Here is a 17,462-nt window from a genome sequence, read left to right on the forward strand (position 1 = left end):
CCCGATATTCAACAATCCTGAATGGGTAATCAAAATGACAGATCAACTTAATACACCGGTGATTTCCGGGGTGTCGGCCCCGGACCGCAAAGCGGTCGAGGCACTTTATCGCGCCTTTACAGAATGTGTGGACTTTCTCGACGAGGCGGTGACCAGCGACTGGCAGGATATTCCGCTTGCGCCCGGGCAGGAGCCGGGACGCGATGGCATGAAGCCATTGATCACGGCGTTTCAGGCTGCATTCTCAGACTTGAACATCATCATCCATGAGATGATTGGTGGGCCGGGCCGAGTTGCAGTGCGGGCTGAAATCACAGGCACGCATTCAGGCGAATGGTTCGGAATTGCTGCGAGCGGACGGGAATTTCGCATGCCGATCCACGAATTCCACTATGTCGAAAATGGCAAGGTGACCCATACCTGGCATCTTGAGGACTGGTTTGGTTGGCTGCATCAAGTGGGCGCATTGCCTACCGCCGATCAGGGGGATGCACGATGAAAGCGATCAGACTTGATAGCTACAATAGGGCACCGGTAATCGGCGATATTGCCACACCTGATATTGGTCCGGATGACGTTCTGGTCCGGGTCCGGGCAGCCGCATTTAATCCGCTGGATATCAAGTTGCAAAGCGGTGTCTTGCATGGATATTTCCCATTGGAATTCGGATATACGGCGGGAACGGATCTTTCCGGAACGATTGAAGAAGTCGGGGCAAATGTGACGAACTGGCGCAGGGGGGATAAGGTTATCGCCCGACTGGATCCGGTTGCGGGCGGTGCTTTTGCCGAGTTTGCCTGTGTTCCGGCGCATTATCTTGTGAAGGTGCCGGACGGTATGGCGTTTGAACTTGCGGCGGGAATCCCGACCGCAGCGGGCACAGCCTGGCAAGCCTTGTTTGAGATAGGCAATCTTGATGTCGGGCAGACGGTTCTGATCCATGCCGGTGCGGGCGGTGTCGGCAGTTTCGCCATTCAGTTCGCACGTGCTGCCGGGGCGCGCGTGATTGCAACCGCATCGGGTGACGGAATTGATATTGTCCGAATACTGGGCGCGGATCAGGTGATCGATTATCGCCACACCGACTTTGCCGAAACGCTTGCGGATATCGATCTGGTGATTGATACGATTGGCGGAGAGACACAGCAAAAATCGTTCGGCGTCTTGCGAAGGGGCGGCAAGTTGCTATCGCTTGTTGCACCGCCTGACGAGGCATTGGCAAATGCCCACAATGTCGATGCGCAATTTGTGTTTCATATGTCTGACACGGATCGCCTGGCACGGGTCGCTTCGGCACTGCACGAGAACAATGTGCGTGTTCTGATCGACCAGACTGTGCCGTTTGATGCCTTCGCACAAGCCTTTGCGCGACAATCATCGGGCCGGGCACGCGGCAAGGTCATTGTCACGATGGCCTGATCACAGTGTTTCAATGAAAAGCGGGCCGTGACGCCAAATTGTGCGTCACGGCCCGTTTGTATTGCGGTACTGCTTTGCTTTGTGAAGGCAAAGTTTGGTCTTGTCGGTTATCCTCTGGCCGCGACCCGAAGTTCGCGATCGTCAATCGGCATATGCACGATGGCGGCAAAGACGCCGAGTGCGACGGATGCCCACCAAACGGCATCGAAATTACCGGTCAGGTCATAGACAATGCCGCCCATCCAGGCGCCAAAGAAGGCGCCAATCTGGTGGGACAGCATGACAATACCAAACAGGGTCGCCATGTAGCGCGGGCCAAAGACCTGTGCGATCAGGCCACTGGTCAGCGGCACGGTCGAAAGCCAAAGTGCGCCCATCGATGCCGAAAACAGCAAGATGGTTTCAGATGTTTTGGGTGCGAAGATAAAGATCACGATGACCAGCGCACGCATGCCGTAAATAAACGACAGGCCATATTTCTTGCGCCATTTGCCACCGGCCCAGCCGGCCGTAAGCGTTCCGACAATGTTAAACAGACCGATCAATGCCAGACCTTCGGCCGCGACAGAACGAGGCAAGCCGCACAGTTCGGTAAAGGTTGGAAGGTGGGTGGCGATCACCGCGATGTGGAAACCGCAGACAAAGAAACCGGCATTGAGCAGTGCGAAGCCGCGATGTTTGCGGGCCTCGTGGAACGCGGCGGCCAAGCCCTGCGGACCCAGATCGGGGGTGGCGGTCGGGCTGTTGCCTTCGGCCTTGCCGGTCATGGCAAAGGCGGCCGGGATGATCAGCATCGAAATGGCTGCAAGGATAACAAGCGCCGATACGTAACCAAGCGAGCTGTTGAGCGCCTGGGTGGTTGGAGCCATTACCAACTGACCAACTGAACCACCAGCGGACGCCAAACCAAGGGCAAAGCTTCGCTTTTCATTGCTGAAAACGCGGCTGATTGCGGCAAGCACCACCGGAAAACTCGTGATGCCAACACCGGTGCCGATCAGGAAACCTGCAGTGAGGTAAAGCTCGCCGGGGGAGGCGGATGTGCCCATCAGATAAAGCCCAAGCGCATAAACGATGCCACCGCCAATCAGTGTCCGGGTCGTGCCAAACCGGTCTGCAATGGCACCGGCGATCGGGGCGGAAATACCCCACATCAGGTTCTGAATGGCAAAGGCCAAACCAAAGGTGGCAGCGTTCCAGCCCGTGTCATTGAGCATATCAGGGATAAACAGGCCAAGCGACTGACGCACACCAAGGTTTAACGACAACACAAGGCAGCCCGAAAGTAGAACCAGCCACGGGAACCATTTTTTTGCCCGCATGATGGTCATGCGTGTGGGGCTGTGGGGCGGACTTTGGGGCGAGCTTTGAGTGGGGCTCATAGGCGTTCCTCCGAGAGGGATTATTGTTTGGTGGCGATATTGAACGCGGTGGCGCTATGCGTCCAATTCATTCGGATTATGATGCTGATAACATTTCTGCATGGGGGTTATCGGATGCTTTGCCCGCATTAATCACCAGTTCGCCAACCTTGTCGATAATATCGTCAAGATCAGAACTTGATGCGCGCCGGATCAGGGTGATGGCCATACCCCAGTTCATGCCGGGGATATCCAGGATCTTGATCCGGTTTGCAGCCGGGCTGTGCTGACAAAATCGCCGTGCCATGATCCCGTAACCGGCTCCGGCGGCGACCATTTCGATCTGTAATTCAAGGGCGGATACCTCAAGCACGGATGTGAATTCGACCCCGTTTTTATGCGCCCATGCATTACCAAGCGCGCGGAAGGTGCAGCCTTCGGGCATCAGGATCATCGGGTGTTTGGCAAGTTCTGTGATGGTGGTCGGATGGGGACGGGATGATTTCGGGCCAATGGCAACGATTTCATCATCCAGCAGGGTTTGCGGCGACAGGCTTGCAGGCAGATCGCGGTTTTGTACCCCGCCAACAATACCGTTTGGCCCATCAAGCGACAGCATTGCATCAATTTCGCCCCGCCGCAGAAGCGGAAGAAGTTCGGCTGACCAGCCGCTTTTGATCGAAAGCGACATATCCGGGAAGGCCCGATGCAGGGAACGGAGTTCTTGGGCGGCCAAAAGCGGGGCGGCCCCGTGGCTTACGCCCAATCGGAACGGGCCGTGGCGTTTGGTGTTGCCAAGAACCGAGTCACTGAAACCTTCAAGGCGGCGCAACAGATCGCGTGCCTCGGTAAGCGCCCGGTGCCCGGCGATGGTTGGTTGCAGGGGTTTTGTGGCCCGGTCAAACAGGCTTTTGCCAATGCGTTCTTCAAGGCGCTGAATACGGCGGGTGACGGCCGGTTGCGTCAGGCCAAGGCGATCCGCCGCACCGTGAAAGGATTGCGCGTCTGCAACGGCGATAAGGGTTTCAAGCTCGCGGGTGTCCATGGGGCTATCCTGATCCGTTCGGGATCAGGGAAGTTTCCGGGATAATCCATGGTCATGCAAGAAATCTATTGTAGCGCCACAATCGATGCGTTTCATGCATTGGCCGATGATGCGCCAAGGACCGGATCGCGTTTTCTTTTTGCCTTGAACGCGGTGGCCGCCGCGGTATAGCCGCCTTCGCCGCCATCAAGAAAATGGAAATGCGCATCACTTGTGATGGAGGGCACGATGCAGGTCATGATCGCGCTGCGTTGGCGATGGGTGCCAAAATGAACATCGCCTTGCAGTTCTGCTGCATGCAAAAGGGCTTCGACTTCCTCGGCACGGGTCAAACTGCAATTCACCGTCATCCACAGCCCATCACCGAACTTGCGAAAGTCGGTGTTATAGCCGGTGTAATCGCGATAGCGCCGAGGATCAAACACGCCCAGTTTCCAGCCGGTTTTCATCAGGATGGCCGCGATCAGCGCGATATAAAGCGCCTTGAGCCATGCTTTGATATAACCGCCTTCCTTATGTTTGGTGGCCTCTGCCTCAAGATGCATGCCGGGCGGCGGGAAGGCGACACCTGGTCCGTTTTCGGGGATCGGGCTGCTTTTGCGCGGGCTGTCATCTAGAATGGCAAACAGTTCATGAACCGTGGCATCAAACCGGGTGCGGTCGTCACGCCCTGCAACAATGATCGACAGAATGACGTCTGAACCCTCGGCCCGGATCGGGGACCAGCGGCATGAAAGCCCGGTCAGATCCGGTCGACTGCCGGGTGGGGCGGGCGGGATCATGTTGTTGCCCTGTTTCATCTGATCTTCGGCCCATTGCATGCCGCCGCCGGCAAACATGGCATAGGAAACCGGATTGGAAACGGCATAGCGCGCAATCCGGACATCATGGCCAGCAGCCCGGATATCGCCGATCCGCACCAGACCGACACGCAATTCAAGGTTCAGGGTTTCGAGCGCCCAGGTGGCCGTCGATGCCATGGCATCGCGCACCGCGTCAATCTGATCCGGGGGGCAGGCAAAACTTGCGCCATCGCCACCAAACAGGAACGGGTAATCTGAATGGCCAAGCACATTGCTGACCGCGCAAATCACTGATGCCCCGACCATATTGACGTCCTTGTACCGACCGGCTTCGACCGCCTTGGTCGATCCAATGACATCGGATGTGCCAACCCACCAGTCATCGGGAAGGGCATGATACACCGTGCCATCAAGGACCTTTCCGAAGTCGTCAAAGGTCGGTATGTCGAGATAAAGGTTGGTCAAATCGATCTTTCATTGGCAGGCGCGATCGCCAGAAACCAGCAAACCCTGCGTGCCATCAATAATGCGGCGGTGGTGCATCGTCTTCGGGTGCTGTACGCAGGAAATCGATCATGCGTTTAATATCAGACGACATTAATTTGTTCTGACGTTCAAGCAGATCGATGCGATTCCACTGCTTTTTGATCATGTCGGACAGGTCGGTGACGACGGTTTCCATGTGGGCAAGCTGTATTTCAAGCTCGGTTATGCGGGTGTCGGTTTCTTCGTGGCTCATTCCGGTATCTTCTGCAAATGTGTTCAGTTGGCTGTGTATGCCGTGACTTGCGGTACGCGCATGCCTGTGGCACCACTGCGCGGCACGGACCCTAACATATCTGGATGGTTGATGACTGATTTATCCGTACTGGCCCTTGTCGGCATTATTTTGGCGCTGATTGCGGGTTATGCAATCCGTCTAAAGGCCGTTCCGATGCCGACATCGGCCAAGGCAGCCGACGAAATCATCGCCTATATCCCGGGTGATACCAAGGCGGTGACGGATTTCGGATCTGGCTGGGGGGATCTGGCACTGGCGATTGCGCGGGCAAGGCCGGAGGTCAAAGTCACCGGTATCGAGCTTTCGCCAATCCCCTATGCCATCAGCCGGATGCGGGCGGTTTTGGCGGCGCAGACCAACCTTGATTTCATCCGGGGTGATTTCAAAGCCCTTGATCGCGATCCGGGCGACGTTGTGGTGTGTTTTCTTGACCCAAGGGTTATGGAAGATGTTGGCGATGTGCTGGATCAGCGCATGACAAATGGCGGCATTTTGATATCACGCGCCTTTGCCATTCCTGGTTGGCAGGCGTTTGGCGAGGTGCCGATGAAAACCGGATCGGACCATCTTTACCTGTATCGGATCGGCAGTCACAAGCCGGGCATTGTTGCCTGACCTGTGTTGCCTAATCTGTGTTGTCTGATCAATTGGGCGGCTTAGTTGCCATGCCCGCAACAGCCACCGTCCTGACTCCGCCCATGCAACTGGATCGGCGGGCAGGGGACGGTGCCGTAAGAACAGAAAACACAGCAATCACCAGCCTTGGGTCGCAGAACCGCACCGCATCCCTTGCAGTCATAAAAATACTGGCAGGCATCCGTCGGCATGGTTTCGGTTTCGACATGCCCGCATTCGGGGCAGGTCAGAACCGAGACCAGTTCGACGTTATCGGCATCAGTCTTCTTCATAGACTTTGATCAATGCTGAATGATCGAGATCGGCATGACCCATGTCGATCAATTCGTCATAAAGTTCCATGGCAAGACGGGTGATGGGCAGTTCGACCCCCAGTTCGCCTTCGGAAAATTCAAGCGCCTGGAACAGGTCCTTGCGCTGGGTGACGACCTTGCCGCCCGGCTCGAAATTGCGTTCGATCATGCGTTCGCCGTGCTTTTGCAAGATGGCGGAATCGGCAAAACCACCGGTCAGCGCAGATCGCAATTTATCAAGATCGACACCGGCTTCATCGGCCATGGAAAAGGCTTCGGCAACCGCACCAATGGTGATGCCGACAATCATCTGGTTGGCCGCCTTGGCAATCTGGCCGGAACTGACATCGCCGACATGGGTAACGCGCGACCCAAGGACGTCAAACACCCGATGGGCACGTTCGAAATCTTCGGGTGATGCACCGACCATGATGGAAAGGGTGCCGTTCTCAGCCCCGTGGGTGCCGCCGGAAACCGGGGCATCAATCCATGTGCCGCCGGCTTCTTCGACCACATCGGCAAAGCGCCGTGTGGCTTCGACCGAGGTTGTGCCCATGTCGATGACGATGGTGCCTTCTTCGAGGCCGTCAATAATGCCTTCTTCGCCCAGAAGGACATTTTCAAGTGCGGGCGTGTTGGCAACACAAATGATGACGATATCGGCCTCGGCCGCGGCATCGGCCGGGGTGCCGGCCGTTGCAATGCCAAGGTCTTCGAAGGCATTGAGGGTTTCGGGGTTACGGGTATTGACGGTCAGGACTGCACCGGCCTTTTCAAGATTGAGCGCCATCGGACGCCCCATCAATCCAAGTCCGATAAAGGCGATGTTTTCCCCGGAAAGAGCGGTCATGACGGCGATCCCTTTGTGTGACGGTAGCGATATCTGAATTGGCGACGCAAAAACGGTCCGCGCCCATTGGCCCGAAACCGGAAAGTTTTGTTGGCTGGGTCCTGACCCATTGTGGATGACCAAGAGCAGCAGTTTCAGGGCGTAACGCCCAAAATGCGCTTTGTGTTCCACAAATTCGATCAGACAGGCCCAACACAAAGTTGGAATGCTGAATTAACCGTTTTTCACTCAACAAGGCCGTGCTGGCAAGGTGCCGCAGCCGTCGTTGCAAACATCAAAAATCACCGGGCCGGACATAGCGCGCTGCCATGGCGCGTTCGATGGCCGATCCGACCAACCGGTCAATATCAAGCCGGTGGCGAAGCAATTCAAGAATGCGGAGTTCTTCCTGGCTGATTTCGCTGTCGGACAGGACGATTTCACAGGCGAAGACATACGCGGTTTCGCGCAGTTTGCGCGGCAGGGCATCGCGGATCATATCCAGCGTGCGGTCCATGCCGTCTTCTTCGCCCAGCAGTTTGGCGCAATCGCGCGCAACACTGGTGACGCCATCATTGTCAAATCCGGCAAAAATCGGAAGATAACGGACCCGGCGGCCCATCGCGGAAAGTTCGGCGTCGGTGATATCGTTATCGGCGGCCGATACCATAACCATTGTGTAGATCAAGGCGTCCTGATGCGAAATCACGTTGGTTACTCCTTATCGAGGATGGTTCCCTGAAACGCTTTTATCCGGACTTTGACGTTGGGATCCGGACAGTGTGAAAACCACCGAGCCGAGCGATGGTATGCCGATAAACTTCCACGGGCAACAGTTAACCGATGAATTTTCAAGGATTTTAAGGATTACGTAGTGAAATCGCGTTCATTCTGTCGGCACCGGTCGCGCGGGCGTTGAAAGCCGTGAAAAAGGCGGCATGCGCGACCAAAAGAACAAAAAATGAAGCCGCTACAAAAATACAAGCAAAATGATTGGGGTTGGTGGCTCTCGTCGGGGAAAATTTGGCTTTGCACTGCATGGGGTAGCAGTTATGGTCGCGCAGCGACAACAAACATGACGAATAAAGCCGCTATGGGAGACATCAACGCAATCGATTCCGTCGGTATGTTGACGGCGTTGATCAGCCACCTGTGTTTGCCGTCTGGAGCATATGATCCAGACGAAGGACGATTGCTCGTAAATTCAGCATGGCGCGAAGCCTATGACGAGAGTGTCCAGGTCGGCGAATGGGTTTCTCCGGACGCGGTTGAAGGTCTGTCGAAACCGCTGGCCGAACTTTCCGGACGGCTTCTTGATATTGGCGGCTACCATTATATCGAATGCGGGTTCCGGGACTCTGCATGTGTGTTGTTCGGCTGGAAGCTGAGTATCGGTCGGCGCACCTATATCCGCTTTACAACCATTGAAGCCACCGTTTCATCGGGCATCGGATCGTTGATTTCACCGCAACCGGTGTTGCTGGTGGAAACCAACGGTCGCCTGCGCAGCACCAATTGCGCAGCAGAGCAGCTTGCCCTTGAAATGGGCATGGCATCGCCGCTTGATCTGATGCATCCAAGCGACCAGCGCCCGCTGGTCAGTGACGAAGGTCCGCAATTTGACACCGACAGTCCGCGCACCGTCCATTACGGGCAGCGGTTCTTCCAGTGGCAATATATCACGCTGGAAAATTCGGGCTGTCTGGTGCTGTTTGGTCAGGAACGCACGCGCGAGGAAAGCTATCGCCGTGCCCTTGAACATGCGGTGCATGGTATTATCGAGCTGAATGCTGAAGGCACGATTACCAATGTGAACGAAGAAACCGCGTCACTGTTCAATTATGATTCCGTACGCGAAGTGACCCAGGCCTATTTTCGCCATCCCGAAACCTTTTATGCCAGCGACAGCGACCGCATTCAGCTGCGTCGTGATCTTGCATCCGGCAAGGGGGTTCAGGCCCGCGATATTGAAATGCGCCGAGCCGATGGCAGCCAGATCTGGGTGCGGGTGAATGCCACCGAAATTCGTGGCGAAGGCGGAATGCTGCTGGGCTATAGCGTTACCATCACCGACATTACCAAGAACCGTCAGGCGGAATATGATCTGCGTCGGCGTCAGGAACGCTATCGCGCCTTGGTTCAGACGGCGGGCAGCGTCATCCTGTTCCTCGATGCCGAGGGGCGCATTCTGGAATATAACCGCGAATGCGAATGGACGTTCGGCTATTCCTGGATGGAGGCGGCAGGTCAGAACTTCTTTGACTTTTTGCTGGTTGAAGAAGACCGGGCGCGTGTTCGGATGGCAGTGCGCCGGTTGCTGTCGGGCGAAATCATCAAGGATGAGGTCCTTTCATTCAAGCGCCGCGACGGTGAAACCCGCCTGTTGCAATGGAATGCGCGCGCGCATTTCGGCGAAGATGGCGATGTTGCCGGTGTGATCTGTATCGGTCAGGACGTGACAGAAAAACTGTCGGTCGAACGAGCACTCCGCCATGCCGAGGAAAAATTCCGCGGTATTTTCGAAAATTCGGCAGAAGGCCTGTTTCAAAGTATTCCGCTTGGCCCGATCCTGTCGGCCAACCCGGCCTTTGCATCCATCTTGGGCTATGACGCGGTCGAAAGTCTGATTGCCAAGGAGCATGACTGGGCGTTTCATTATCTGAACCCGGTCAATCGTTTGCGGTTTATCGGCCGGTTGCTGCGCGATGGAATTGTGCAGGGCTTTGAAACCGAGATGCGCCGCGAAGACGGCAAAATCATCTGGGTCGAGGAAAATGCCCGTCTTGTCCGCGATGAGAAGGGCCGTCCGACCCTCATTGACGGATCGATCACCGATATTACCGATCGCAAACGCAGCGAAGCGCGCATTCAGTTCCTTGCCCATCATGACGGCTTGACCGGGCTTCCGAACCGGACCCTGTTCCAGGAACGGCTGGCGGCGGCCGTTGCGCGCAGCAAACGCGAACGCTGCCACTTTGTCCTGATGATGTTTGATCTTGATAACTTCAAGGACATCAACGACACGCTTGGCCATCCGATTGGCGATCTGCTTTTGCAGGGGGTTGGCGAACGTATGCGGGTTTGCCTGCGCAACGAGGATGTGGTCGCGCGTCTTGGCGGTGATGAATTCGCAGTTCTGATCCACGAGCCGGGCTCGGTCGAGGAAGTGACCTTTGTCGCCCAGCGCCTGATCGAACGCATTTCCGAACGTTTCATGCTGGATGGCAATGAAGTGCAGGCATCGACCTCGGTCGGGATTTGCATGTATCCGCAGGATGGTCGCGATGAAAAGGACCTGCTACGCAATGCGGATCTGGCGCTTTATTGTTCCAAGGCCGAGGGGCGCAATCGCTATCACTTCTTTGAACCGAAACTTCAGGTCGAGGTTCAGGAACGCAAGGCGATGGAACGCGATCTGAGCCATGCGATTGAAAATGACGAGCTGGAGCTGTTCTATCAGCCGATCATTGATATCGTCGGTCATCGCATCATCGGCATGGAAGCACTGGTGCGCTGGTTCAGCCCGTCACGCGGCCAGGTCAGCCCGGTTGATTTTATCCCGGTGGCTGAACGCATGGGCATCATTGCCGATATCGGCAAATGGGTGCTGAAACGTGCCTGCGAACAGACCAAGGCATGGCGCGATGCCGGCTATGGCCAATTGACCATATCGGTCAATCTTTCGCCGCTTGAACTGGCCCGTCACGAAGACCTGATTGAAAGTGTCGGCGAAGTGCTTTCGCGCACGGAACTTGATCCCCATCAGTTGCAGTTCGAGGTGACCGAGGGGGCCGTGATGGACAATCCGCGCGAAGCCGCCATCACGCTTGGTATCCTGCGAAATCAGGGCATTCGCATTGCGATTGATGATTTCGGGACGGGGTATTCGTCGCTGGCCTATCTCAAACGCTTCCCGGTGGACAAGATCAAGATCGACCGGTCCTTCATCATTGATATCGACAGTTCTGATGGCAATGCCGCGATTGTGCGCGCGGTTGTGTTCCTGGCGCGATCATTTGGCATGGCGGTCAATGTCGAAGGCATTGAAACCGAAACCCAGCTTGAACATATCGCGTCCGAGGGTGTCGATGAAGTTCAGGGCTTCTATTTCAGCAAGCCGATCAGTGCCAGCGATATGGAAAGTCTGCTTAAGGCCAACCTGACCTCGCCCGCCCGTTTCCCGGTTGCCCAACCCAGTTCATAATCAGCATTAGTGTTGGTCCAAAAGAAAACGCACCGGAACGGTATCCCGGTGCGTTTGTTGTTTGATGATCGTGACGGCCAGTTATGCCGCGGATTGCTGTTGCGGGTCGCCTGCGACCTTGCACAGCTTGTCGCGATCGATCCGCATGGTCGATGGCATGCGCGGGTTTCGGGTGATTGCGCCCTCACGCCTCAGATTGGCGATCATGCGACTAGCCGTTTCGGTCGTGGTCGCAACGATATTGCCAAGCTTTTCACGGTTGGGCAGCGATACCAGATCATTGTGGGCAGACCACAACAGGAACCGGCAAATCCGGCGCATGGCCGATCCGGTGCCAAAACTGATCTTAAGCTGCTGACCATCCATGACCTCGCTTGCCAGAAGAGATGTCACAGCCGATTGCGTGCGGGCATCGTTTTGCTGGGCAAGACGGATCCGCTGGATCGGGATGCGTTTGATTACCGAGGGTGCGATGGTTTCAATCACAAGCGACGGGTCGGTCACCGCCAGCATTTCAAGGCCGATCGGATCGCCAGGGCGATAAACCCGGCAGACCTGCCTTTCCCCCTGTTCAGTGTATTTGCAGCGCAGTGCTAACCCGGACTGCACAATGTAAACATATGTGTGGTCCTGGCTGTGATGTCCGATGCTGGCATCGGATGGCAAAGTCAAAACGGCGGGTTCGGCAAGTTTTTCCAATACAAGCAAGGCGTCGTCTTTGTTCATGGGGATCTCCCATTGGCAACCTTACAGATACGCGGCAATGCCGTCGCGTATCGACACCAGTCTGTGAACCGGGATGTCCCGGAAGTCGCCGGCTTTACCGGCTGGCATGGGATGATGATCGGATAGAACCACGTCCGTCAGATACAGTTGTGGCGTAAAACCGCCAACAAGGCCCTGAAAGACAGTGCTTGGAAATCCGGTCAGATGGCGACCGGCGGTGCGCGCGGGGATGCGGCAATCGGGCAGAAATCGTGCAGACGTGCCGTAATGTGAAGGGCCGTGACCTTATTAGACAGCCGGATCCGATGGATCAACGGTAATTCAGGTTCAACCGGCATGCCGACCACGTGGTTGCCAAGGCCGCAACTGGCGCACTGGAAGCCATCAAAGGCGTCGGAACTGTGCGGATTGGCAGTGCGATCTGCGGCAAGGTCGGCTGGAACCGAAATGGTTTTGATGCCATTTGCGGTACAGATAATCAGCGGGACATAGGTCTGGGAAACTTCCGTGTTCGACGTCGGCACTGTTTCAAGGGCGACAGGCGCGTGCATGAACCCGAAAAACAGCGCGTTGACCAGCAACAGCCACGCCACACAAAGTGACAGGGTGCGTCGTGCAACCAAGCTGTTGAGCGGTGTGAAATACACGGGTTTCCATCCAGATTGGATAAGGTCTGGAATTTGATAGACCCTTGAAACCCCCATGTCAAAGCATCGAATTGTGAACCAGTTATCAGTTTTTCTTTATAATCGTTCTGATATGCCGGGCCAGGCCCGGCACACCCTTGGCTACGCCGTTGCCTTGCGGGCCGATCTTGCCATGGAAATGCGCAACATAACCACACCGGTTATCGCCACCGCGCCGCCGATCAGGGTCAGGATATCGGGCGTAATACCGTTTAGAGTCCATGCCAGCACAACGGCAATGGGTGGCACCAGATATAAAAAGTTTGCCGCCGATGCCGGCCCGAAATGGCCGATTGCGATGCTCCAGGTGGCATAGCCAAGGGATGCGGAAACAAGACCAAGGAACAACACCGCCGAAATCACCGAAACCGAAGCCACACTGATTTGTGCCATCCCGTCGGGCAACCAGGGTGTTAGCCATAGCGCACCGGTGATCAGTGTCCAGCAGGTGCAGGTGGCCGGGCCATATCGCGCAATCACCCCACGCACCAGAACGAAATAGGTGGCTGACAGCATGGATGCCAGCAAGATCAACGAACTGCCATTGCCAAAACGCATCGGGCCGGGTTGACCAACGGCGATCAGGACAACGCCGGAAAAACTCACCGCTGTGGCAATCCAGGCACCAATCCCGAACCGGTCACGCAGAAACACTGTCGCGAGCATCGCCGTCCAGATCGGTAATGTATTGATGATAAAGCTTGCCGCGCCCGGTGATACCGTTTGCTGCCCGGTATTGAGCAACCAGTTATAGATGCTGATGCCAAGCGCACCGCCCAATCCAAGCCGTGCAAGATCAACCAGCTTGGGCATTTCCGGGCGTTTGATCGCAAGCCAGATCACAGCCGGACAGGCCGCCAGTGTAAAGCGCACAGCGGCAAGGGGCAGGGGATCAAGCCCCGAAAGCGCAACCCCGATCAACGGAAAGGCCGCCGCCCAGGACAGAACCGTAATCAGGGCACAGGCAAGGCCCAAAGTGGCTTGTGAGAACATCAGCATTCCCCTCGTTCTATGCGAATGAATTTGTCTTCTGTCTTGCTGATAGCGCGATCATGAGTGTTGACATAGAACATAGCTTGGGGATCAGATGTGCATATGGTGCACAGCAATGACCTTTCCCTTCCGCCTCTTGCGCTTTTGCCCGCGGTGATGGCCGCGGCGCGCAACGGGTCCTTTTCGGCCGCCGCCAGTGAAATGGGTGTGACGCATAGCGTGATCAGCCGCCATGTTGCACAGGTCGAACAATGGCTTGGCTATGATTTGTTTGAACGCTATGGCCGCGGGGTGCGCCCGACGCCTGATGGGCAACGGTTTTTGCGCGAAACACAGGCGGCGATTGATCTTTTGTCGCAAGGCGCGCAGCCCTGGCGGCAACGCCGTGGACCGGATGTCATCAAAATAAGTTTGCTGCCATCTTATGCCCGGATCTGGTTCCTTAAGCTTGTGCCCGAGATCGAGCGTGATCTGAATGTGCGGCTTGAACTTGAAATTACCGAACGGCTGGCCGATTTCGATGGCGGGCAGACCGACATCGCCATTCGCTGTGGCAAGGGACAATGGCCGGGTACCAAATCAAGCTTGCTGTTTGCCGATGATCTGGTGCCGCTGATTTCCCCCAAGCTCCTCGGCGGGCTCGAACCGCAAAGCCTTGATGCAGATGCAATTGCCAACCTTCCGCTTTTAAATGACAGCGACGCGACCGGGTGGCGGCATTGGTTGGCCGAACATGGGGTTAAGTATCGGCCCAAGCCATCTGATCGCCGCTTAGAGGATTACAGTGTCGGGCTGTCTGCGGCGGATGCCGGCCTTGGTGTGATTTTGGCCCGCCTGCCGTTTGCGCGCACGGCAATTGGAAATCACGACCTGATCATGCTGCCTTTCGCACCGGTTCGAAGCCCGCTTGCGACGTTTTTGGTGCAGCCGGCCTATGACCAGCGCCCGGCTGTGCGTGCGGTGGCAGAGCGCCTGATCACGGCGGCAAAGGCCTGTGATTAAGATCAGCCCCTTGGGAACTTGTCCTATTCGACAGGCGTTAGATGGGCTATAATTTGCAGCAATTTCAGGTTGATATTGCCGCGATCCACAGCAGTCAGGAGCACCCTACCATGACCTTGATCGTTAATGACGGAACGCCGGAAATGCGTGGCCTTTTGGAAAAGGGGCGCAAACGGCTGCGCAACGTCGGCGTGGTGATGCTGATCCTTGGCGTACTGGCGGTGGCCTTTCCCTTTGTCACGACAATTGCCTTTAAAACCGTGATTGGCTGGCTGTTCCTGTTTGGGGCGCTTGGTCATTTTTACGGGGCCTGGAATGCCGATACCCCGACACGGCGCAGCCTTGATGTCGTTCAGGGGATTGTCTTTGCCCTGATTGGCGGCTGGCTGGCCTTCATGCCAGAAGGTGGCATTGTGACACTGACCGTGTTGCTGGCGATTGCCTTTTTGCTGCACGGGATTTTTGAAACCCTGATGGCGCTGTGGCTCAAACAGTTTCCCGGTTGGAAGTGGATGCTGGTTTCTGGCGGGATTTCGGTTCTGGCCGGTGTCCTGATCTTTGCCGAACTGCCAAGCTCCGCCACCTGGGCGATTGGTCTGTTGATTGGCATCAATTTGTTGTCGTCGGGTTTCAGTTATCTGATGGTATCGATGGCGATGGGCAAGGTTTCGCAGGCCTGAAAACCATAAACACATAAGGGGTAAGGCATGGCAAACACGCCACCAGTTGGTGTTCTTGAACGGTGTGATGATGCCTTGTCCGCCCCGGGCCTTAACCGCACCATTCTGATCATTACCCTGCTTGCCATGGCGGGGCATTTTATCCTGATGTTTCCTGGGGTGTTTGGTCTACCCGACATGATGCTGGGCCAACGCACCGCAGACCTGCCGCTTTTGGTTTTGTTTTTGCTGGGTGGCATCCCCATTTTGGCGCAGCTTGCAATCAAGCTTTTGCGGCGCGAAATGGGCGCTGATTTTCTGGCCGCTATTGCCTTTGTTACCGGTGTGGTGCTGGCGGAATATCTTGCCGCCAGCCTGATCATTCTGATGCTGACCGGCGGGCAGGTTCTTGAAGGCTTTGCCATGCGCAAGGCGTCGTCGGCCCTGAATGCCCTGGCCAAGCGCATGCCAAGTGTCGCGCATCGCAAATCCTCCGATGGCGAGATTACGGATATCGCGATTGATGAGATCGACATTGGCGATCTGATCGCGGTCTTTCCGCATGAAACTGCGCCCGCCGATGGCATCGTTGTTGATGGCCATGGCAGCATGGATGAAAGCTACCTGACCGGGGAGCCCTATGTGGTTGCCAAGGCACCGGGCACCAATGTGCTGTCGGGCGCGATCAATGGCGAGGCCGTCCTGATCATCCGGGCGGAAAAGCGCGCGCGGGATTCCCGTTATGCCCAGATCATGGATGTCATGGCCGAGGCCGAACAAAAACGCCCGCGCATTCGCCGTCTTGGTGACCAGATCGGCGCGTGGTTTGCCCCGGCAGCGCTTTTGTTTGCGATCTTGGTCGGGTATCTGAGTGACGATTCATCACGCTTTCTGGCGGTGCTGGTAGTGGCGACACCCTGTCCGCTTTTGATTGCCATTCCGATCACGGTGATGAGTGCGATTTCAATCGCCGCCAGACGCGGTATCGTCATCCGTGACCCGACCGTTCTGGAACGCTTGCCAACCTGTCAAACGGCGATTTTCGATAAAACCGGCACGCTGACCTATGGCCGACCGGAGCTGGTGGAGGTGCTGGCCGGGCCCGACATGGATGGCAACCTTGTCTTGCGACTGGCCGCCAGCCTTGAACGTTATTCGAAACATCCGCTGGCCTCGGCGGTTTTGAATGCGGCGCGGGATCGCAAACTGCCGCTTGATGAGGTTAATCATGCCTCGGAAAAACCGGGGCAGGGCTTAAGCGGGCAGGTGGACGGGCATGAAGTTGCCGTGACCCACCGCAATAAACTGATGAAATCCGACCCCGAGATCGCGGGGCTTTTGCCGGAAACGGCAGCCGGGCTTGAATGCGTGGTGCTGGTGGATGGCAAATATGGCGCGACCTTCCGCTTCCGCGATACCCCGCGCGCAGAGGGCGAAAGCTTCGTCGGGCATCTGGGCGACATCCATCATTTCAACAAGGTGATGTTGCTTTCTGGCGACCGGGAAAGCGAGGTCAGCTATCTTTCGGAACTGCTGGGCATTTCGGAAAGTCTGGCATCGCAAAGCCCGGAACAGAAAGTCGCGATCGTCCGCGCAGAAACTGCCAAGGCCCCAACCCTGTTCATGGGCGATGGCATCAACGATGCCCCGGCACTGGCCGTTGCCACCGTCGGCATTGCCTTTGGCAAGGAAAGTGCCGTCACTGCTGACGCCGCTGGTGCCGTGATCCCCGAAGCCTCATTGGTAACGGTTGACGAGCTACTTCACATCAGCATGGCGATGCGCCGCATCCTTTTGCAAAGTGTCATCGGCGGCATGGTGCTTTCCATCGTCGCCATGGGCTTTGCAGCGGCAGGCTATATCACCCCGGTCGCCGGGGCTCTTTTGCAGGAAGGCATTGATATCATCGCGATCCTTAATGCGCTTCGACTGGCGATCCGGCATAATATTGATGCGGATATTGTCGAGGACTAGAGCGACTGAGATGGAAAGTCGCGGCCCGAATATGTTTGCGGACCGCGACGA

General features: G+C 56.4%; 17 protein-coding genes. 7 read left to right on the forward strand and 10 right to left on the reverse strand.

What is annotated here, in order from left to right; all coding sequences use genetic code 11:
• Positions 1-34: 34 nt before the first annotated feature.
• Entirely contained in the window at positions 35-499 is a 465-nt protein-coding gene (locus B2T33_RS01535; RefSeq protein WP_286790989.1) for an ester cyclase, read from the forward strand.
• Entirely contained in the window at positions 496-1,419 is a 924-nt protein-coding gene (locus B2T33_RS01540) for an NADP-dependent oxidoreductase (RefSeq protein ID WP_286790990.1), read from the forward strand. Before B2T33_RS01535 ends, B2T33_RS01540 begins: the two co-directional genes overlap by 4 nt.
• Positions 1,420-1,526: 107 nt before the next feature.
• Here the strand turns inward: B2T33_RS01540 and B2T33_RS01545 are convergent, their stop codons facing one another.
• The 4 genes from B2T33_RS01545 to B2T33_RS01560 all read right to left on the reverse strand — a co-directional run bounded on the left by B2T33_RS01545 (position 1,527) and on the right by B2T33_RS01560 (position 5,367).
• Entirely contained in the window at positions 1,527-2,801 is a 1,275-nt protein-coding gene (locus tag B2T33_RS01545) for an MFS transporter (RefSeq protein ID WP_286790991.1), read from the reverse strand.
• Between the two features lie 76 nt (positions 2,802-2,877).
• Positions 2,878-3,825, reverse strand: a complete 948-nt coding sequence (locus tag B2T33_RS01550) for a LysR family transcriptional regulator (RefSeq protein WP_286790992.1) — start codon at positions 3,823-3,825, stop codon at positions 2,878-2,880.
• Between the two features lie 92 nt (positions 3,826-3,917).
• Complete coding sequence (locus tag B2T33_RS01555) at positions 3,918-5,093, reverse strand: DUF3095 domain-containing protein (protein WP_286790993.1); 1,176 nt, start codon at positions 5,091-5,093, stop codon at positions 3,918-3,920.
• Between the two features lie 55 nt (positions 5,094-5,148).
• Complete coding sequence (locus tag B2T33_RS01560) at positions 5,149-5,367, reverse strand: SlyX family protein (protein ID WP_286790994.1); 219 nt, start codon at positions 5,365-5,367, stop codon at positions 5,149-5,151.
• 111 nt (positions 5,368-5,478) lie between these two features.
• On the opposite strand from B2T33_RS01560, the gene B2T33_RS01565 reads away from it, so the two are divergent.
• Complete coding sequence (locus B2T33_RS01565) at positions 5,479-6,024, forward strand: class I SAM-dependent methyltransferase (protein WP_286790995.1); 546 nt, start codon at positions 5,479-5,481, stop codon at positions 6,022-6,024.
• A gap of 41 nt (positions 6,025-6,065) precedes the next feature.
• Here the strand turns inward: B2T33_RS01565 and B2T33_RS01570 are convergent, their stop codons facing one another.
• The 3 genes from B2T33_RS01570 to B2T33_RS01580 form a co-directional block, all read right to left on the reverse strand.
• The gene (locus B2T33_RS01570; protein WP_286790996.1) at positions 6,066-6,317 is read right to left on the reverse strand and encodes a GDCCVxC domain-containing (seleno)protein; all 252 of its coding nucleotides are present in this window, start codon (positions 6,315-6,317) and stop codon (positions 6,066-6,068) included.
• Positions 6,304-7,188, reverse strand: a complete 885-nt coding sequence (locus B2T33_RS01575; RefSeq protein ID WP_286790997.1) for an NAD(P)-dependent oxidoreductase — start codon at positions 7,186-7,188, stop codon at positions 6,304-6,306. The genes B2T33_RS01570 and B2T33_RS01575 overlap by 14 nt, the downstream gene beginning before the upstream one ends.
• Before the next feature lie 274 nt (positions 7,189-7,462).
• Positions 7,463-7,876 carry a tellurite resistance TerB family protein gene (locus B2T33_RS01580; protein WP_008890260.1) on the reverse strand — a complete coding sequence of 138 codons (414 nt, stop codon included), beginning with the start codon at positions 7,874-7,876 and terminating at the stop codon, positions 7,463-7,465.
• 483 nt (positions 7,877-8,359) lie between these two features.
• Between B2T33_RS01580 and B2T33_RS01585 the strand changes: the two genes are divergently transcribed.
• On the forward strand, positions 8,360-11,371 hold the full coding sequence (locus B2T33_RS01585; RefSeq protein ID WP_286790998.1) for a sensor domain-containing protein: 3,012 nt from the start codon (positions 8,360-8,362) through the stop codon (positions 11,369-11,371).
• 81 nt (positions 11,372-11,452) lie between these two features.
• On the opposite strand, the gene B2T33_RS01590 is transcribed toward B2T33_RS01585, so the two are convergent.
• The 3 genes from B2T33_RS01590 to B2T33_RS01600 form a co-directional block, all read right to left on the reverse strand.
• Positions 11,453-12,097, reverse strand: coding sequence for a Crp/Fnr family transcriptional regulator (locus B2T33_RS01590; protein WP_008890258.1), 645 nt, complete (start codon positions 12,095-12,097; stop codon positions 11,453-11,455).
• A gap of 200 nt (positions 12,098-12,297) precedes the next feature.
• On the reverse strand, positions 12,298-12,744 hold the full coding sequence (locus B2T33_RS01595) for a DUF2946 family protein (protein WP_064781777.1): 447 nt from the start codon (positions 12,742-12,744) through the stop codon (positions 12,298-12,300).
• 141 nt (positions 12,745-12,885) lie between these two features.
• Positions 12,886-13,776 (reverse strand): DMT family transporter, encoded by an 891-nt coding sequence (locus B2T33_RS01600; protein ID WP_197146978.1) that lies wholly within the window; start codon positions 13,774-13,776, stop codon positions 12,886-12,888.
• 102 nt (positions 13,777-13,878) lie between these two features.
• Here B2T33_RS01600 and B2T33_RS01605 point away from each other — a divergent pair, with 102 nt between their 5' ends.
• From B2T33_RS01605 to B2T33_RS01615, 3 genes are all read left to right on the forward strand, one after another.
• Positions 13,879-14,778 carry a LysR substrate-binding domain-containing protein gene (locus tag B2T33_RS01605; RefSeq protein ID WP_064781779.1) on the forward strand — a complete coding sequence of 300 codons (900 nt, stop codon included), beginning with the start codon at positions 13,879-13,881 and terminating at the stop codon, positions 14,776-14,778.
• 110 nt (positions 14,779-14,888) lie between these two features.
• Positions 14,889-15,458, forward strand: coding sequence for an HdeD family acid-resistance protein (locus B2T33_RS01610; protein ID WP_040823471.1), 570 nt, complete (start codon positions 14,889-14,891; stop codon positions 15,456-15,458).
• Between the two features lie 27 nt (positions 15,459-15,485).
• Positions 15,486-17,411 carry a heavy metal translocating P-type ATPase gene (locus B2T33_RS01615; protein ID WP_286790999.1) on the forward strand — a complete coding sequence of 642 codons (1,926 nt, stop codon included), beginning with the start codon at positions 15,486-15,488 and terminating at the stop codon, positions 17,409-17,411.
• The last annotated feature ends 51 nt before the right edge of the window (positions 17,412-17,462 follow it).

Origin of the sequence: Thalassospira sp. UBA4513 (assembly GCF_002388495.1) — a bacterium.
Classification (GTDB): domain Bacteria; phylum Pseudomonadota; class Alphaproteobacteria; order Rhodospirillales; family Thalassospiraceae; genus Thalassospira; species Thalassospira tepidiphila.

Excerpts from the sequence above, each read along its gene's own strand:
- B2T33_RS01600 (WP_197146978.1), bottom strand. The coding sequence starts at position 13,776 with ATGTTCTCACAAGCCACTTTGGGCCTTGCCTGTGCCCTGATTACGGTT.
- B2T33_RS01540 (WP_286790990.1), top strand. The coding sequence starts at position 496 with ATGAAAGCGATCAGACTTGATAGCTACAATAGGGCACCGGTAATCGGC.
- B2T33_RS01570 (WP_286790996.1), bottom strand. The coding sequence starts at position 6,317 with ATGAAGAAGACTGATGCCGATAACGTCGAACTGGTCTCGGTTCTGACC.
- B2T33_RS01605 (WP_064781779.1), top strand. The coding sequence starts at position 13,879 with ATGGTGCACAGCAATGACCTTTCCCTTCCGCCTCTTGCGCTTTTGCCC.
- B2T33_RS01565 (WP_286790995.1), top strand. The coding sequence starts at position 5,479 with ATGACTGATTTATCCGTACTGGCCCTTGTCGGCATTATTTTGGCGCTG.
- B2T33_RS01610 (WP_040823471.1), top strand. The coding sequence starts at position 14,889 with ATGACCTTGATCGTTAATGACGGAACGCCGGAAATGCGTGGCCTTTTG.
- B2T33_RS01560 (WP_286790994.1), bottom strand. The coding sequence starts at position 5,367 with ATGAGCCACGAAGAAACCGACACCCGCATAACCGAGCTTGAAATACAG.
- B2T33_RS01615 (WP_286790999.1), top strand. The coding sequence starts at position 15,486 with ATGGCAAACACGCCACCAGTTGGTGTTCTTGAACGGTGTGATGATGCC.
- B2T33_RS01545 (WP_286790991.1), bottom strand. The coding sequence starts at position 2,801 with ATGAGCCCCACTCAAAGCTCGCCCCAAAGTCCGCCCCACAGCCCCACA.
- B2T33_RS01590 (WP_008890258.1), bottom strand. The coding sequence starts at position 12,097 with ATGAACAAAGACGACGCCTTGCTTGTATTGGAAAAACTTGCCGAACCC.
- B2T33_RS01535 (WP_286790989.1), top strand. The coding sequence starts at position 35 with ATGACAGATCAACTTAATACACCGGTGATTTCCGGGGTGTCGGCCCCG.
- B2T33_RS01550 (WP_286790992.1), bottom strand. The coding sequence starts at position 3,825 with ATGGACACCCGCGAGCTTGAAACCCTTATCGCCGTTGCAGACGCGCAA.
- B2T33_RS01575 (WP_286790997.1), bottom strand. The coding sequence starts at position 7,188 with ATGACCGCTCTTTCCGGGGAAAACATCGCCTTTATCGGACTTGGATTG.